The sequence below is a fragment of the Limibacillus sp. MBR-115 genome (genome assembly GCF_040549425.1).
Lineage (GTDB): Bacteria > Pseudomonadota > Alphaproteobacteria > Kiloniellales > CECT-8803 > Limibacillus > Limibacillus halophilus.
In genome coordinates this window covers 193,485-207,485 of sequence record NZ_JBEPTJ010000001.1, presented here as the reverse complement: position 1 = coordinate 207,485, position 14,001 = coordinate 193,485, and the positions used below count along the sequence as shown (strand labels likewise).

Sequence of the window (14,001 nt, the reverse complement as noted above, 5' to 3'; positions counted from 1 at the left end):
GGTTGTTCAGGGCCTCTCGCGTGAATCGTAACGGACCGAAATCCCCGGCACAGCGATGTTGGCCACGCGAGGCGACCTATCCTTAGGAGGGGCAATGTCTTTCATAAGCGTAATTCCAGAAGAGCAAGCAACCGCCGCCACATCCCAGATGTATAACCGAGTGCGTGACAGCTTCGGCTACCTGCCAAACATGGTTAAAGCCTTTTCACATCGACCGGAGGTGATGGCCGGCTGGAACGAATTGCTTAACAGTATCAAGCGCAACATGGATGAACGGCGCTATGAACTGGTCACCGTTGCAGCCGCTCTAGAGCTTCGAAGCTCCTACTGTATGCTGGTACATGGATCCGTGCTTGCCGAACGCTATTACGATGCGCAGCAGCTTCGAGAGATTCTGGAAACGTCCGAAGCCTCCGTCCTAAGTGCGGCCGACGAAGCGATAATGGAGTTTGCGCGCGCCGTTGTGCGTGATGCGTCAGCCATCACGGAGGAGGATGTCGCAGGATTGCGCAAGCATGGGCTCTCGGACCCGGAAATTTTCGACATCGCATCGGCAGCTGCCGTCAGATGTTTTTTCAGCAAAACCCTGGATGCGTTGGGGACCTTGCCGGACAAGGCCTACAACGACTTGGACCCGACGCTTCGGGAGGCGTTGGTTGTTGGCCGCGGCATCGAGACATAGCTTCAAGTGCGGTGATCGGCTCCCGGCACTGTTCGATCCAATCTCAATCGGTGGCTTAATTTGCACCGACCTATAATTCCCGGCGCCACGCAGATGCCCGAGCGCGCGTGAGCAGTGTTTCCGGCAATCAAGCCCCGGGGAATTTGTTGCGGGTGCGGTTGGCGAAACTCACCAATGACAGCATGACCGGCACCTCGACAAGGACGCCGACGACGGTGGCGAGGGCCGCGCCCGAGTTAAGCCCGAAAAGGCTGATTGCAACAGCAACCGCCAGTTCGAAGAAGTTGGACGTACCGATCATCGCACAAGGGGCGGCGATGCGGTGGGGCACCTTGAGGGCGTAGGCGGCGCCGTAAGCGAGCGCGAAAATGCCATAGCTCTGGATCACGATCGGCACGGCGATCAAACCGATGACCAGCGGCCTGTCCAGAATGACATTGCCCTGCAGCCCAAACAGGATCACCACGGTCGTGATCAACCCGACCATGGACCAGGGTTTAATGCGGGCGGTAAAGCCGGCAATACGTTCGGGCGTACGGAGCCTTCTACGGGTGAGCAGCCCGGCGAGCAATGGCATAACCACGTAGAGCAGCGTCGCCAAGACCAATGTCTCCCAGGGGACTGAAATTTCGGTAACGCCGAGCAGAAAAGCGACGATGGGCGCGAAGGCGACGATCATGATCAGATCGTTCACCGAAACCTGCACCAGCGTGTAGGTTTCATCGCCGCGCGTGAGCTGGGACCAGACAAAGACCATGGCCGTGCAGGGGGCCGCTCCAAGCAGAATCAGGCCCGCTGTGTACTGCGCGGCATCCGCAGGCTCGATCAAGGGCGCGAAAATATGGTCGAAGAACAAGACCGCCAACAACGCCAAGGTGAAGGGTTTGACCAGCCAGTTCACCGTCAGCGTGATGAGTAGTCCCTTCGGTTGCCGGGCAACCCCGGCAGCTGCCGCAAAGTCCACGCCAACCATCATCGGGTAGACCATTGCCCATATCAGGACAGCCATCACGAGATTGATCGACGCGAATTCCGCCGCCGCGATGGCTTCGACCAGCCCGGGCGCGATGCTGCCAAGCAGTAATCCGCCCAATATTGCCAGACCCACCCAGAGGGTTAGCCAACGTTCGAAGATACTCATGGCCGGCGTCGCGGGCGCGGTCGTGTCTGTCATGAAAAGTATTCCGCAGTTACTGTTGGTTCAGGAAGTTGGGGCGCTACTTGCTGTTTCGGCAAGGTCAATATCCTGGAGCTTCTGCTTGAGCGAAAGCCTGTCCAAAGAAGCGAAAGGCAAGCTCAGAAACAAGGATATCCGGGTTGAAAGCATTTTGTAGGCCGTTGAAAAGGCAAGGCGCCGTTCCGCTTCACTGCCGGTCGCGGCGGCCGGGTCTGGTATGTCCCAATGCGCGGTCATCGGCTGGCCTGGCCAGACCGGACAGGTCTCGGCGGCGGCTTGATCGCAAACCGTGAACACGAAGTCCATCTGCGGCATATCGGGTAGGGCGAACTCGTTCCAGTTCTTCGAGCGCAGTCGCGCCGTGTCATGGCCGAGACTTTTGAGAAGGTTGATCGTGTAGGGATGGGGCTCGCTCTTGGGGTTTGAGCCCGCGGAAAAAGCACGAAAATGGCCCTTGCCTTCGGCGTTCATGATTGCTTCTGCGATCAGGGAACGGGCTGAATTCCCGGTGCAGAGAAAGAGTACGTTGTAAACCCTGTCGGACATGGTCGGCGGTTCCCTCAGCAGGCGCAGGCAATTTCATCGATCAGCGGTTGGCACATCTCCGCGCGGCCGCCGCAGCAATCGCTCAGCAGGAATCCAAGCAGGCCTCGTAATCCATCCATATCGGCGTAATAGCGGATGGAGCGTCCTTGCCGCTCGTTGCGCACCAGACCGGCATTCAGCAGAACCGAAAGATTGGCCGAAAGCGTGTTTTGCCGCACGCCAAGGGACTCCCCGATCTCACCCGCCGCCATGCCGGTCGGGCCGACCCGGATCAACAGGCGGAAGACCTCAAGACGTGTAGTTTGGCTAAGAGCGGCAAAGGCCGCGAGTGCTCGTGTATCTTCCATATATCATGAAATATTGAAATATTGGAGTGCTGTCAACAACCAAAAATACGGCCCGCACACGAGGCCAGCGAGCGTAGCCAGATGCAAGGACAACGCCTTCCTAATTGACGATATCGCCAAACTCCAGCAGATCGATCGGCGGCAGGACGATTCAACCTGAATGAAATAAAATGCCTCCCTGGGACGTTATTAAAGATAACAAGGGAGGTGGAAATGCCATTCGACAATGAAAAACACCAAGGAATCAGTGAATTTTTTGCCCGCAATCCTGAAGAGGTCGATCGCGAGTTCTTCGGTCGTATTGCTCACTCAGATCGGCGCGGGTTTCTAGGCGGTGCTGGCTTGGCTACCGTGGGAGCGATGCTCGGCCTGAGCATTCCGTTCCATCGCAATATGCCGCAAGGATTGATACCTGCAGCCTTCGCTGCAGAAGACGTGCTGGTTGGCAAGGACGGATTAACCTTGCTCAATGACCGGCCAATTAACGCCGAAACGCCGCCTCACTTCCTGGATGATGATATCACGCCGACAAACCGGCATTTCATTCGCAACAATGGTATACCTCCAGAAAACGTCGACCCCGCATCCTGGACGCTCACAGTTGACGGTTTAGTCGACCAGGAGATGACCCTTTCCATCGACGACCTCAGGAATCAGTTCGAAGTCGTCACGATGGCTCTCGTCATAGAATGCGGCGGAAATGGCAGGGCATTTTTCAATCCTCCGGCGAAAGGCAATCAATGGACGCTGGGTGCGGTCGGCTGCTCCAACTGGACAGGCGTGCGGTTGAAGGATGTCCTGGAGAAGGCCGGCGTCAAATCAAACGTCGTTTATACCGCCCACTATGGCGCCGACGGGCATCTTTCGGGAGATACCAGCAAGCTGCCGATTTCGCGGGGAGTCCCGATTGCCAAGGCGCTGACCGACGACGTCCTTATCGCATTTGAGATGAATGGCGGGGCACTGCACCCACAAAACGGCGCGCCCTTGCGCCTCGTTGTACCAGGATGGCCCGGATCCTGCTCGCAGAAATGGCTGACCCGCATACAGCTTCGCGATCAGGTCCACGACGGGCCCAAGATGACCGGAACCTCCTATCGCGTCCCCAATCGTTCGGTTGCACCTGGAGAGGAGGTTGCAAAGGAAGATTTTGTAATTATCGAACGTATGCCGGTCAAATCGCTCATCACATCTCAGGAGAATAACAGTGAGATAGGCCAGGAGATCGAGGTCCGCGGTCACGCCTGGTCCGGGGACCGGACGGTCGACCGGGTTGACCTTTCCATCGACTTCGGAGCGACCTGGCTGACAGCGGAGCTGGACGCTCCTGTTAACTCCGGGGCCTGGCAGAACTGGCGCCAAACCGTGACCTTCCCGAAGGCCGGTTATTACGAGGTTTGGGCCAGGGCAATGGACAGCGCCGGAGTCATGCAGCCTTTCGCAATCGATTGGAACCCGAAAGGTTACCTGAACAACACGATGCACAGGGTCGCCTTGCGGGTTGGATGAACGCTCGCTTGCACCTTTGACGTGTGGAATAGAGAGGCCTTGCAGGAGTGGAGAATGGAATGATCTGTCGTCTTCTGATGACGGGATTACTACTTGGCGTCCTTCAATTGATCGCAGGTGCGTCAAGCGCCCAGAATGATCTGGATGCCAGGCTAGCCGCAGCCGATCCGGCTGCAGGAGAGAAGGTATTTAGAGCCTGCAAGGCCTGCCACACCATAGATGAAGGAGGCAAAAATCGTGTCGGCCCAAATCTTTGGGGCATTATTGGGGCCGACGTCGCCGCTTCCAAGGATTACGCAAATTATTCAAAAGCACTGCGGGATCTCGGCGGATCATGGACTATGGAACGACTGGACGAATTTTTAGCCGACCCCCGCAAGTTCGTAAAAGGTACGCGTATGACATTCACTGGTGTTAGTGAGGCTGCTGCGCGCGCGGATCTCATTGCCTATTTGAATGCAAGCGGGCCAACACCGACTTCCTTCGGTTCAGGACAGTTTGCTCCGAACGAACAAGATTCCACTACAGCGCCACCAGAGCTGTTTGGCGTTCTAGTCCCGGGAGCGGGGGCAGAGGAGACCTATTACAACTGCACCGCCTGTCACTCTGAGAGGATTGTGGCTCAACAGGGTCTTTCCCGGGATAACTGGGCCGAGCTGCTGGATTGGATGGTTGAGGAACAGGGTATGAGCGAACTGGACCAGCAGACGAAGGCAGTGATCCTAGACTATCTCTCAAAGAACTATGGGGAAGATCGACCTAATTTTACCAACTAAGAAATCTTGTTGCGCATCTCAAGCGCAAGATGCTGTCGATTCAGCCATTGCAACCTGGAGGTCCCTGTTGCTCCGGCCCGTCTGGGTGGCCGACTCTAGGTATGCAGCGATCATATTGAAGCGCCCACGGTCCATCGTATCTGAAATCAGACTGAAGCGTGCTTCTTCGGTAGTCCACTGACGCCACAGCAAATTCTCTGCTCGGTCCGAAATATCCTCATCAATTTCCAGCTTCTCGACCAGCAATGTCAGCCGGCAACCATTCTGGCCACGATAATGCATGGCTATGAACGCCGGGTCTTCGGATGCGTCGACCTTCAATTCCATTAACTCAAGTCTCGCGATTGAGAGGTCGGGCGGCGCTATAAAGCCCGCCCAAGCGCCAAAAGCCGCATTTGATACCTGCGGTTGGTCCTGACTATAAGAATTAGCGCTGAATTTTGCGTGCCAGTCTGCGGCGGTATTGCTTGCCAAATCTACCTGAAACGTCCTCAATCCGAATATCGAAATCCCAACGACAACAACAACCCCTGCTGCAATTGCGCCGACGCGGGACAAGGATCGCAGGCGCGAATAGGTTGGCGCCGCCGCCAGTGGCTGCTTACGGCCCAGTGCCAATTTCACTGTCTGAATACGCTCCAAGGCGGCCGCTAGATCGGGCTCTTGCTGAATTCTAGCTTCCAAAACCATCCTCTGCTCTGCCTTGAGTTCATCATCGGCATAGCTGTTAAGAAGGTTCCAGTCTTTGTCAGTCGTCATTCGCTCTTGTTCTTTCGAGAATCGTTATGACCGGGAATATGAGCGCCGTCTATCAGGGCTATCAGAGTGCGCCTTGCCCGGCTGACCCGGCTCATGACGGTACCCGACGGCACGTCTAGTACAGTCGCGGCCTCCTCGTACTTCATACCCAGCACGTCCACCAAAAACAGAATCTCGCGCTCGGGCTGTTTCAACTTTCCGAAAGCGAGACGGGTCAAGGTATCGTTGAGCGTGTCGCTCTGTTGATTGCTTATCTCAATCAAGTAACGGCCCAACCCTTCGGAAAATTCCCGCCGCACCTTTCTTTTCCGGACTTCATCTAGAAAAAGATTGCGAATGATTCGAAACATCCATGGCCGAAGCGCATTGAGACTATCTGGGTGTCGCCGAGCTGAGAGCGCCCGTTCGACTGAATCTCCCACCAGATCCTCAGCGTCGTTGCGATCACGTGCGATCGATTGAGCATATGCCATCAAATCGGGAAGTAGCCGCTTTATGCCGTAGCGTAAATCCATCAACTATTGGGTCCAGCTGATCAAGGGAACCATCATCAATTAGGTTTTCCATCCTGCTTTATCGTCAGCTTAGTTGCAGTGGTATATGGCCCTATCGGAGAATAACAGAGAAACTAACGCTGCTGTCAGACGAATTCGAACTCGGTTCAATATACTCCAGCCGAGTTGAGCGTCAGGCAGTGATGAGGCTTCGCCATTCTGCAAGTGCAGCCCCATATGATCGAAGCTGATCGGTCACGATAACCTCGAGCGGACCGTGCTTGCGCAGTGCTTTCCTTAGGAATATCAACGCAGCTTTCTTATCGCGTACCTTCGTCACGAAACTTTCCAGAACCTCGCCTTCGTGATCGACGGCGCGCCAGAGATAGTGCGTCACACCGTTGATCTTCGCGAACACCTCATCCAGATGCCACTGCCAGACGGATGATTTCGGGTGACGTCTTGAAACAGCGAAAGGGGCTGCATTTGATCATGGCCGGACGCTAGAAGAACGCCCGACCTTGCTCAAGGCGATTTGCTCTGACAATTCCCTTCCGCGCATTTTGCTCTGGTAGTGCCGTTCGAATTGCCCTGACACCTCCATCTGGGGTGTTTAGACGCTGGAGCTCAGACATGACAGACGAGTTAACCTGTCAGTGCCCTAGACCCCCTTTTGTGAAACGATCAAGCGCGGTTCGCCGGGATCTTGCGTCATTTCGACTTCGCTGATGAGCGGATCGACCCGAATCAGTACGGCCGAGATAGCATTACGGGTCAGAAATCCCACGGCCTTTGTATCCTGCCGTTTCATAACATCTAGTCGGGCGTCGATATCTTGGCGGAATATTGTCACCTCATTAAGCCAATCCAGCTTCGGCAGAAAGTAGAACCACACCCGGGCAGTTCTAAAGTAAAGGTCGTCATAGACCTGCCGTAACTGGCGGTTGCCGATGAGGCTGCAGATTGCCTCATGCACCTTCATGTCAATTCGCGCGAAGCTTTCCAGGTCGGGGTGGGCAATCAGCTCTCCACACTCCTCGATTGCCTGGGCGAGATAGTCGATCGCACCCTTGCTGGGCACGAGCGGCGACAGCACGCCTATCAACTCTGCCAGATGGCTGCGTAAGGCGAAGTCTTCGCGCAGTCTTTCAAAGTCGATCGGTGCTACGCTGGTTCGCACACCGTGCTTACTTAGAACCAGGCCGCAATATATCAACTGCTGCAGGACGCTGCGGATGGGGGTGCGGCTGACCTTGAATTCAGCCGCCAGAGCATCGATGTCCAGGAGTGTTTCCGGCGGGTATCTGAGCAGCGTTATGCGCTTGCGAATGATGTGAAGAATCGCCAAGAAGCGTCGTTGGGAAGGCGTCCTGGAGTTTTGTTCGCGGAGCGTCAGCGGCACCACATCTTCTCTCCAGAACATTTCTGTCAGACTTTGCTCTATCTTTCTTGTCACGCTTCGGTCTTCCAGTCCAGCGAGACCCCGTAGATGGCGCTCCTGTTCTCCAAGTATAGCAGGCGCTCCAGGCAATCTGCAAAAGCGCTTTATAGCGGGTTTTTTGGCGAGAACCCTGGTCAAGCCACCAACACCGGGCAATCGGCGAGGCTGGTCACCTTATGAGAGACACTGCCAAGCAAAAAGGCTTCCATCTCCCCGTGTCCGCGGCTGCCGAGCACGATAAGCGACGCCTTCTTCTCCTTGGCGAACTTGACGATGGTTCGCGACGGCGGGCCGCCCTTGATGAAGGCACGAGGTTTGGCCGCACCAAGCTCAGTTGCCCGTTTCTTGGCATGCTCGACGACGCCGGTGGCGAATTCGCGCATCGAGTCCTCGACGTTGTCCGGATCCTGCGGTCGCACCATGGACAAGGTAGCCTCTCGCTGGCTGTGATGTCGGTAAACGCAAAGCAGCAAGAGTTCCGAATCGAACTTGTTCTGAAGCGTCACTGCCAACTCTAGGGCTTTGAGGGCGTGCTCTGAGCCATCCACGGCAACGACTATACGATTAAACATCGGTCGCTCTCCCAGGGATCATTTAAAGGCCAGATCGCGCAGGAAGAGGGCGATCTGCGGAAAGATAATCAACAAGGCCGCCGATAGGAGCAGCATGAATATGAAAGGCGGCGTTCCCCTGATGACATCGAGGTAGGGTCTTTTGAAGATCGCGATGGCCGTAAAGATGTCACATCCGAACGGCGGAGTCGCCGAACCTATCGCCACTTGCAGCGTGATGATAATCCCGACCAAGACCGGGTCTAGGCCAACCGAGTCCACGACCGGCGCGAAGATGGGCACCAGCACTAGGATTACGACAATGGGATCCACGAACATGCAGCCAATGAAGAAAGCGATCGATATCACAACGAGTATGCCGATCGACCCCATCTCCGTAATACCAACCGCACCCAACATGGCCTGGGGTATTTGGGCGAAAGAAATGATCCAGGAAAACGCGGCGCCTGCGCCGACGAGGATGAAGACCACAGCCGTGATAAGCCCGGTCGACTTGGCGATCGAATAGATGTCCGGTGCGGACAGCGATCTAAATACCACAAACTCCAGGATCATTGCGTAGAGAACGCAAACTGCAGCGGCCTCTGTCGGGCTGAAAACACCGCCGTAGATACCACCGATTATGATGGCTGGAAAACCGAGTGGCCAGACCGCCTGTCGAACGGCGTCCAGGCGTTCTTTCCAACTCGCCTTTGGCTCCGTCGGGACGTCATTGATCTTGGCGTAGATTACGCTATAGGTCGCGAAGAACACCAAGATCATCAGGCCTGGGCCGATACCGGCTATGAAGAGTTCGGCAATGGAGGTGTTGGACACGACGCCATAGATGATCATGCCGATGCTGGGAGGAATAAGGAATGCGATATCGCTCGAGTTGACGATCAGCGCGAGAATGAAGGAGTCTTTGTACCCGGCTTTCAGCATCCTTGGGCGCAACGGTGAACCGACCGCCACGACGGTCGCCTGGGTCGAGCCCGAAACGGCGCCGAATAGTGTGCAAGCCGTAGCTGTGCTGACCGCCAAGCCGCCTCTCACATGGCCGATGAACTTCATGACCATGTTGATCAAGCGATTCGCCGACTGTCCCCGTGTCATTATGTCCGCAGCAAGTATGAACATCGGCACGGCAATCAGCGAAGCTGGGCGGATGCCGGCCATGAACTGCTGGACCATGAAATCCATCTTGTCGATACCGCCAAACATCGAAAAAAAACCGATGAAGGCCGCCACAATCAGCGGGATCATCATGGGGAATCCCAATAGCAGCAGAACGATCATCGTAATCATCATGACCGCAGTCATGGCGCCCTCCTCCTCAGGCTAGATTTCGGCCTCGGGATCGTCGTAGCCCTCCAGCACGTTGGTCGAAAGGTAAACGTCCTTTTCGATAATGTTCTTGATCGCAGTGAGCAGATACTGGGTGCCGGTCACGAAAAACCCAATGGGGGCCCAAACAAAGATCCACCAGATCGGAATCTGCAGGGCGGGTAGCACCCTACCGCTGGAATGCACCTTGCTGATGTAGCCGATAGAAAAGTAACAGAGTGCGAACATCGTGATCGCTGTAATGACCGCAATCACGATCATCAGGCCCTTACGTGTCTTCGTGGGCAGAGCGTCAAAGATTGCCGACATCCTGATATGCCGCCCGTGACGAGCGGCATAGCCGACACCTGCGAAGGTGATCAAGATAATGATCATACGATTGAGTTCGCCAGTGAAGAAGATACTGCTCTGAAACACATAGCGTCCAACGACATTGGCTATTGTGTTCGCAGCCATCAGTAGGACGCCTGCTGCAAGCGCAAAGGATTCGACCCGGCTGATCAGGGAGTCGATAATTCCAAGAATACCAGGTAACCCGGATGCATGTGCATTCTGCGGAGGTTCTTCGACCATCTATCCCCCTCTCGCGAACATCCGATCACAAGTCGGGAGACGGGCACCAACCCGTCTCCCGACTTCATCGCGTTCACTCATGATCTACTGGGCCATTGGCTACATTGTGGCCTTCAAGTCGGCCTTCATCTGTTCGAGGATCGCCTTGCCACTTTCACCGGTCATTTCGATGAACTTGGCTTCCACTGCCTTGGCAGCTTCCTTGAAACAGGCCCGTTGCTCTTCGTTGAGCACCGTAACGGTCATCTCGGGCTTGGCTTCCTTGATCTTCTGCAATTCCGATTCCGCCAGACCCTTCTGGTAGCCGACGATATACTGGTAGGCAACATCTGCAGCATTCTCGATCACCTTCTGGTCTTCCTGGCTCAACCCATCATAGAACTCCTTGTTTGCCATGACGGCCGTGGTGAAGTTGTTGTGACCGGCATAAGTGATGTAATCGGTGACCTCATAGATCTTCGTCGAATAGAGGAAGAACGTGGGGTTTTCCTGACCCTGAATGATGTTGGTCTGCAGGCCGCCGTAAACCTCGCCCCAGGGGAGCGGTGTTGGTGTGGCACCGAAGGCTTGGTAGGATTCCACCAACAGTGGATTGGTCATGACGCGGAACTTGACCTCGTTCAAGTCCTTGCAGGCCGTGACCGGTTCCTTAGTGGTCATTGCAACTTCGCCTTCGGGGAACATGGTCAGAAGCTCCAGTCCCTGTTCGGCGTACAGCTTTTTGAAATCCTCGTTTATGGCCTTACTTTCGCGGAAAAACCGGGCGAGATGCTCTTGATCTGTTGGTAGTAGGTAGGGCACGAAGAAGACCTGTGCTTCTGGAATCAGTGACCCGGTAAAGCCTGGAGACTGGTCGACGAACTCCAGAATGCCAGCCTGCGCCTGTTCCATTATGTCCGCAGACTCACCCAAGGTGCCGTAGGGGAAAAGCTGCAGGGTGTTGTCGGAATTCTTCTCTATCTCCTCTTTAAACTTTTGGGCGTACTTGCCCTGGACCTCATCCATTGCCTCCTCGAAGGCGTACTTCCAGGTCGCGGCTTCAGAATCGCTCGCGGTTAATCCAACTCCAGCAGCCACGCCGACTGCCGCGGCGGTTAAGACTGAGCAGCGTATCATTTTCCAGGAACGGTACATGGTTCTCCTCCTCGCTTATGTATCGAGCGGCGGCACCGCAGGATTCGTGGATTCGGCTAAAAACCCTTTGTCGCGCGTGAAAATGCCCCGCGCTATTCAGCACCAGCGAGATGAAAAGCTGGGCCGAGACATCAAAGACGTTACGATAAGGAGGGTCACAAAATCAACAACGAGATATATTTCTAAGGGTCTTGAAACAGCCCAAGATATTGATTTAATTCGAACGATAAACATCACCTGTTTGATATTATAGAAAAATATCTAACAAGATTTCTGGCAAAGAGACCAACTCCTGTCTGAGGCCTCTAACAGCTTTCTGTTGATATACATATCTATGCAAGCGTTGACCGACCATAGGTTGGTAGAAGCATTTGGCATTTGCCAGCGGGGTGCTGTCAGACGAATTCGAACTCGGTTCAGTATACTCCAGCCGAGTTGAGCGTCAGGCAGTGATGAGGCTTCGCCATTCTGCAAGTGCAGCCCCATAGGATCGAAGCTGATCGGTCACGATAACCTCGGGCCGACCGTGCTTGCGCAGTGCTTTCCTTAGGAATATCAACGCAGCTTTCTTATCGCGTCTCTTCGTCACGAAACTTTCCAGAACCTCGCCTTCGTGATCGACAGCGCGCCAGAGATAGTGCGTCACAGCGTTGATCTTCGCGAACACCTCATCCAGATGCCACCGCCAGACGGATGATTTCGGGTGACGTCTTGAAACAGCGAAAGGGGCTGCATTTGATCATGGCCGGACGCTAGAAGAACGCCCGACCTTGCTCAAGGCGATTTGCTCTGACAGTGCCCCCTCAGCCTACAAACCTATAAGACAATTTGGATCGGAGCATTCGCAGAGTGGGCGGCTGCGTGCCTGCGGCTTAGAAACCGACTGCGAGGGGAAATTGCCCTCGTGTCGGGGAGCTAATTTGTCAATGCAGCCAGGAGTGTAATAGACTTATAGCATCATCATGGTGTGAGCGGATGAGGTGATCTCATTGACCGCTTCTTCCGCCGGTAAAGGCAAAGATGACCGTTTCTCGATTTCTAACTGTATTTGTGGCCTGCGCACTGCTGGTTGGGTTGGGCGGCTTTGCCGTATCTCAAATCAGTGCCCCGCCATCGAAGGACGCGGACAGAGAGTCGCTGGCTTCGTTTCAAGGCGAGGGTGCATTGGATGGGAAAGTCTTCCTTAGCAAGATGGGGCCTACCGGACAGCCAGCGGATGTCGAGGACAATCTTGTTTTCGGCAAGGGGCTGTTTGTATCAAGCGAATGTCAGACGCGTTGCGACTACCCCGCGCGACCGTACTTCACACGATCAAAGGACGGAGCGGTGCACTTCGTCAGTGAGACCAAGTGTCCCTACAAGGATGCAAAGATCCTATGGCGAGGCGTTGTGCGGGGTGACCGCGTCAGTGGCGAAGCGACTTGGACCCTCAAACGCTGGTATTGGACCATTGAGCGAACCTTTTGGTTTGAAGGCGAGTTGATCGACAACAAAGCGATCTTGGCTCAGAACATCCCCGTGGCAATTGAGTGATCAAGCCCCCAATGAAGTTTCTTTCCTTCAAAGTGTCGAGGGGAGGACTTTGGCGCTTTTTGCTGCTGGTTCTCATTATCCTGGCCATGAATCTTATGGCTACTCTTATCGTTGAGAGGCTGGAGTTCGAAGTCAGACCCAACAACGAGGACATGGTTCACCAGATGATCATGTTCTCGGCTGCCGTCTATGCAGGACTCATAGCAATCCCTTTCGTTCCTGGCGTAGAAGTGGGCTTGGTGCTGATCACCATGCTCGGGTCCGGCATAGTGCTACTGGTCTATAGTTGCACGTTGGCCGGGCTTATGCTCAGCTTCTTGGTGGGGCGGCTGATTCCGCTTTCTGCGATTGTCAAAGTGGTGCAATGGCTCCGGTTCTCACGCTTGGAGCGCCTGCTGAAGCGCATAGAACCGCTTGCGGGCGAAGAGCGTTTAAACTTCTTGCTGGAAAAAGCGCCCGGCGGCGCACTTCCCTTCCTCCTACGGCACCGCTACCTAGCCTTGGCGGTCGCGATCAATCTTCCTGGCAATTTCCTGGTCGGCGGGGGTGGCGGGATTGCACTGATTGCCGGTGTCAGCCGCCTTTTCACGCCGCAAGGGTTCCTTCTGACTATAGCGCTTGCGGTAGCGCCCGTGCCATTGGCGATCGCTCTGTTCGGCAAAGACCTGCTCGGATGAGAGGTTGAGCTTGGTGCATCGTCGCAGCCAATGGAGGTGTGAGACGAAATCGAACTCGTCTCAGTATGCCCCAGTCGAGCCAAACGTCAGGCAGCAAGAAGATCGCGCCATTCGGCGAGGGCAGCGGCGCGGTTTAGTTTGAAGATGGCTCGTGACGCCGAATTGAATCTGAGGCTGGATCCGAACGATGTCGGATTCGAGGCAGAGTGAAGGAAGGATTGAAACCCTGGGCGGTTTCTTCTGCTCTATTCGGTTAATCGCTCGAAAATGTGGTAAAAATTGTGGGGTGCAATTCATGCCCCGTTTCTATCTATATGATATAAAAAGATAAAATAGGAAAGAATGGCGGTGGAGGCAGTCTGCTGCGAACTGATCTCTGCAAGGATTTCCCTGATAACAGGGAAAATACAGGGAAAATTCGATATTTAACTGGTTTTAGCACGATTCTCTTCGCT

General features: G+C 54.9%; 15 protein-coding genes and 2 pseudogenes. 5 read left to right on the top strand and 12 right to left on the bottom strand.

Annotated elements, in window-relative coordinates; all coding sequences use genetic code 11:
- Nucleotides 1-94: 94 nt before the first annotated feature.
- On the top strand, nt 95-682 hold the full coding sequence (locus ABIE63_RS00995; RefSeq protein WP_354501982.1) for a peroxidase-related enzyme: 588 nt from the start codon (nt 95-97) through the stop codon (nt 680-682).
- 127 nt (nt 683-809) lie between these two features.
- On the opposite strand, the gene arsB is transcribed toward ABIE63_RS00995, so the two are convergent.
- Genes arsB through ABIE63_RS00980 form a run of 3 tightly spaced genes read right to left on the bottom strand, consistent with a single transcriptional unit; the run spans nt 810 to nt 2,752 of the window.
- The gene (arsB, locus tag ABIE63_RS00990; protein ID WP_246377433.1) at nt 810-1,856 is read right to left on the bottom strand and encodes an ACR3 family arsenite efflux transporter; all 1,047 of its coding nucleotides are present in this window, start codon (nt 1,854-1,856) and stop codon (nt 810-812) included.
- A gap of 27 nt (nt 1,857-1,883) precedes the next feature.
- Nucleotides 1,884-2,405 (bottom strand): arsenate reductase ArsC, encoded by a 522-nt coding sequence (locus ABIE63_RS00985; protein WP_354501979.1) that lies wholly within the window; start codon nt 2,403-2,405, stop codon nt 1,884-1,886.
- A 14-nt stretch (nt 2,406-2,419) separates the two neighbouring features.
- A complete protein-coding gene (locus ABIE63_RS00980; protein WP_354501976.1) occupies nt 2,420-2,752 on the bottom strand; it encodes a metalloregulator ArsR/SmtB family transcription factor in 333 nt (110 codons plus the stop codon).
- A gap of 213 nt (nt 2,753-2,965) precedes the next feature.
- Here ABIE63_RS00980 and ABIE63_RS00975 point away from each other — a divergent pair, with 213 nt between their 5' ends.
- Together ABIE63_RS00975 and ABIE63_RS00970 are read left to right on the top strand one after the other, a co-directional pair.
- Nucleotides 2,966-4,261 carry a sulfite oxidase gene (locus ABIE63_RS00975; protein ID WP_354501974.1) on the top strand — a complete coding sequence of 432 codons (1,296 nt, stop codon included), beginning with the start codon at nt 2,966-2,968 and terminating at the stop codon, nt 4,259-4,261.
- Nucleotides 4,262-4,320: 59 nt separating this feature from the next.
- Nucleotides 4,321-5,037: a cytochrome c family protein gene (locus ABIE63_RS00970; RefSeq protein ID WP_354501971.1), complete on the top strand. Its 717-nt coding sequence runs from the start codon at nt 4,321-4,323 to the stop codon at nt 5,035-5,037.
- Between the two features lie 18 nt (nt 5,038-5,055).
- On the opposite strand, the gene ABIE63_RS00965 is transcribed toward ABIE63_RS00970, so the two are convergent.
- The 9 genes and pseudogenes from ABIE63_RS00965 to ABIE63_RS00925 form a co-directional block, all read right to left on the bottom strand.
- The gene (locus ABIE63_RS00965; protein WP_354501968.1) at nt 5,056-5,796 is read right to left on the bottom strand and encodes a hypothetical protein; all 741 of its coding nucleotides are present in this window, start codon (nt 5,794-5,796) and stop codon (nt 5,056-5,058) included.
- On the bottom strand, nt 5,793-6,311 hold the full coding sequence (locus tag ABIE63_RS00960) for an RNA polymerase sigma factor (protein ID WP_354501965.1): 519 nt from the start codon (nt 6,309-6,311) through the stop codon (nt 5,793-5,795). The genes ABIE63_RS00965 and ABIE63_RS00960 overlap by 4 nt, the downstream gene beginning before the upstream one ends.
- 196 nt (nt 6,312-6,507) lie before the next feature.
- Nucleotides 6,508-6,723, bottom strand: a pseudogene (locus ABIE63_RS00955) (DDE-type integrase/transposase/recombinase); the annotation flags it as partial.
- A gap of 228 nt (nt 6,724-6,951) precedes the next feature.
- Nucleotides 6,952-7,746 carry a GntR family transcriptional regulator gene (locus ABIE63_RS00950; protein ID WP_354501962.1) on the bottom strand — a complete coding sequence of 265 codons (795 nt, stop codon included), beginning with the start codon at nt 7,744-7,746 and terminating at the stop codon, nt 6,952-6,954.
- Nucleotides 7,747-7,865: 119 nt separating this feature from the next.
- Nucleotides 7,866-8,303 carry a universal stress protein gene (locus ABIE63_RS00945; protein WP_354501960.1) on the bottom strand — a complete coding sequence of 146 codons (438 nt, stop codon included), beginning with the start codon at nt 8,301-8,303 and terminating at the stop codon, nt 7,866-7,868.
- An 18-nt stretch (nt 8,304-8,321) separates the two neighbouring features.
- Complete coding sequence (locus tag ABIE63_RS00940; RefSeq protein WP_354501957.1) at nt 8,322-9,605, bottom strand: TRAP transporter large permease; 1,284 nt, start codon at nt 9,603-9,605, stop codon at nt 8,322-8,324.
- Between the two features lie 18 nt (nt 9,606-9,623).
- Nucleotides 9,624-10,202: a TRAP transporter small permease gene (locus ABIE63_RS00935; protein WP_354501954.1), complete on the bottom strand. Its 579-nt coding sequence runs from the start codon at nt 10,200-10,202 to the stop codon at nt 9,624-9,626.
- A 99-nt stretch (nt 10,203-10,301) separates the two neighbouring features.
- Nucleotides 10,302-11,336 (bottom strand): TRAP transporter substrate-binding protein DctP, encoded by a 1,035-nt coding sequence (gene dctP, locus ABIE63_RS00930; RefSeq protein WP_354501951.1) that lies wholly within the window; start codon nt 11,334-11,336, stop codon nt 10,302-10,304.
- A gap of 472 nt (nt 11,337-11,808) precedes the next feature.
- Nucleotides 11,809-12,018, bottom strand: a pseudogene (locus ABIE63_RS00925) (DDE-type integrase/transposase/recombinase); the annotation flags it as partial.
- 338 nt (nt 12,019-12,356) lie between these two features.
- On the opposite strand from ABIE63_RS00925, the gene ABIE63_RS00920 reads away from it, so the two are divergent.
- Entirely contained in the window at nt 12,357-12,869 is a 513-nt protein-coding gene (locus ABIE63_RS00920; protein WP_354501948.1) for a hypothetical protein, read from the top strand.
- Between the two features lie 11 nt (nt 12,870-12,880).
- The gene (locus ABIE63_RS00915; protein ID WP_354501945.1) at nt 12,881-13,546 is read left to right on the top strand and encodes a hypothetical protein; all 666 of its coding nucleotides are present in this window, start codon (nt 12,881-12,883) and stop codon (nt 13,544-13,546) included.
- Nucleotides 13,547-14,001: the final 455 nt, after the last annotated feature.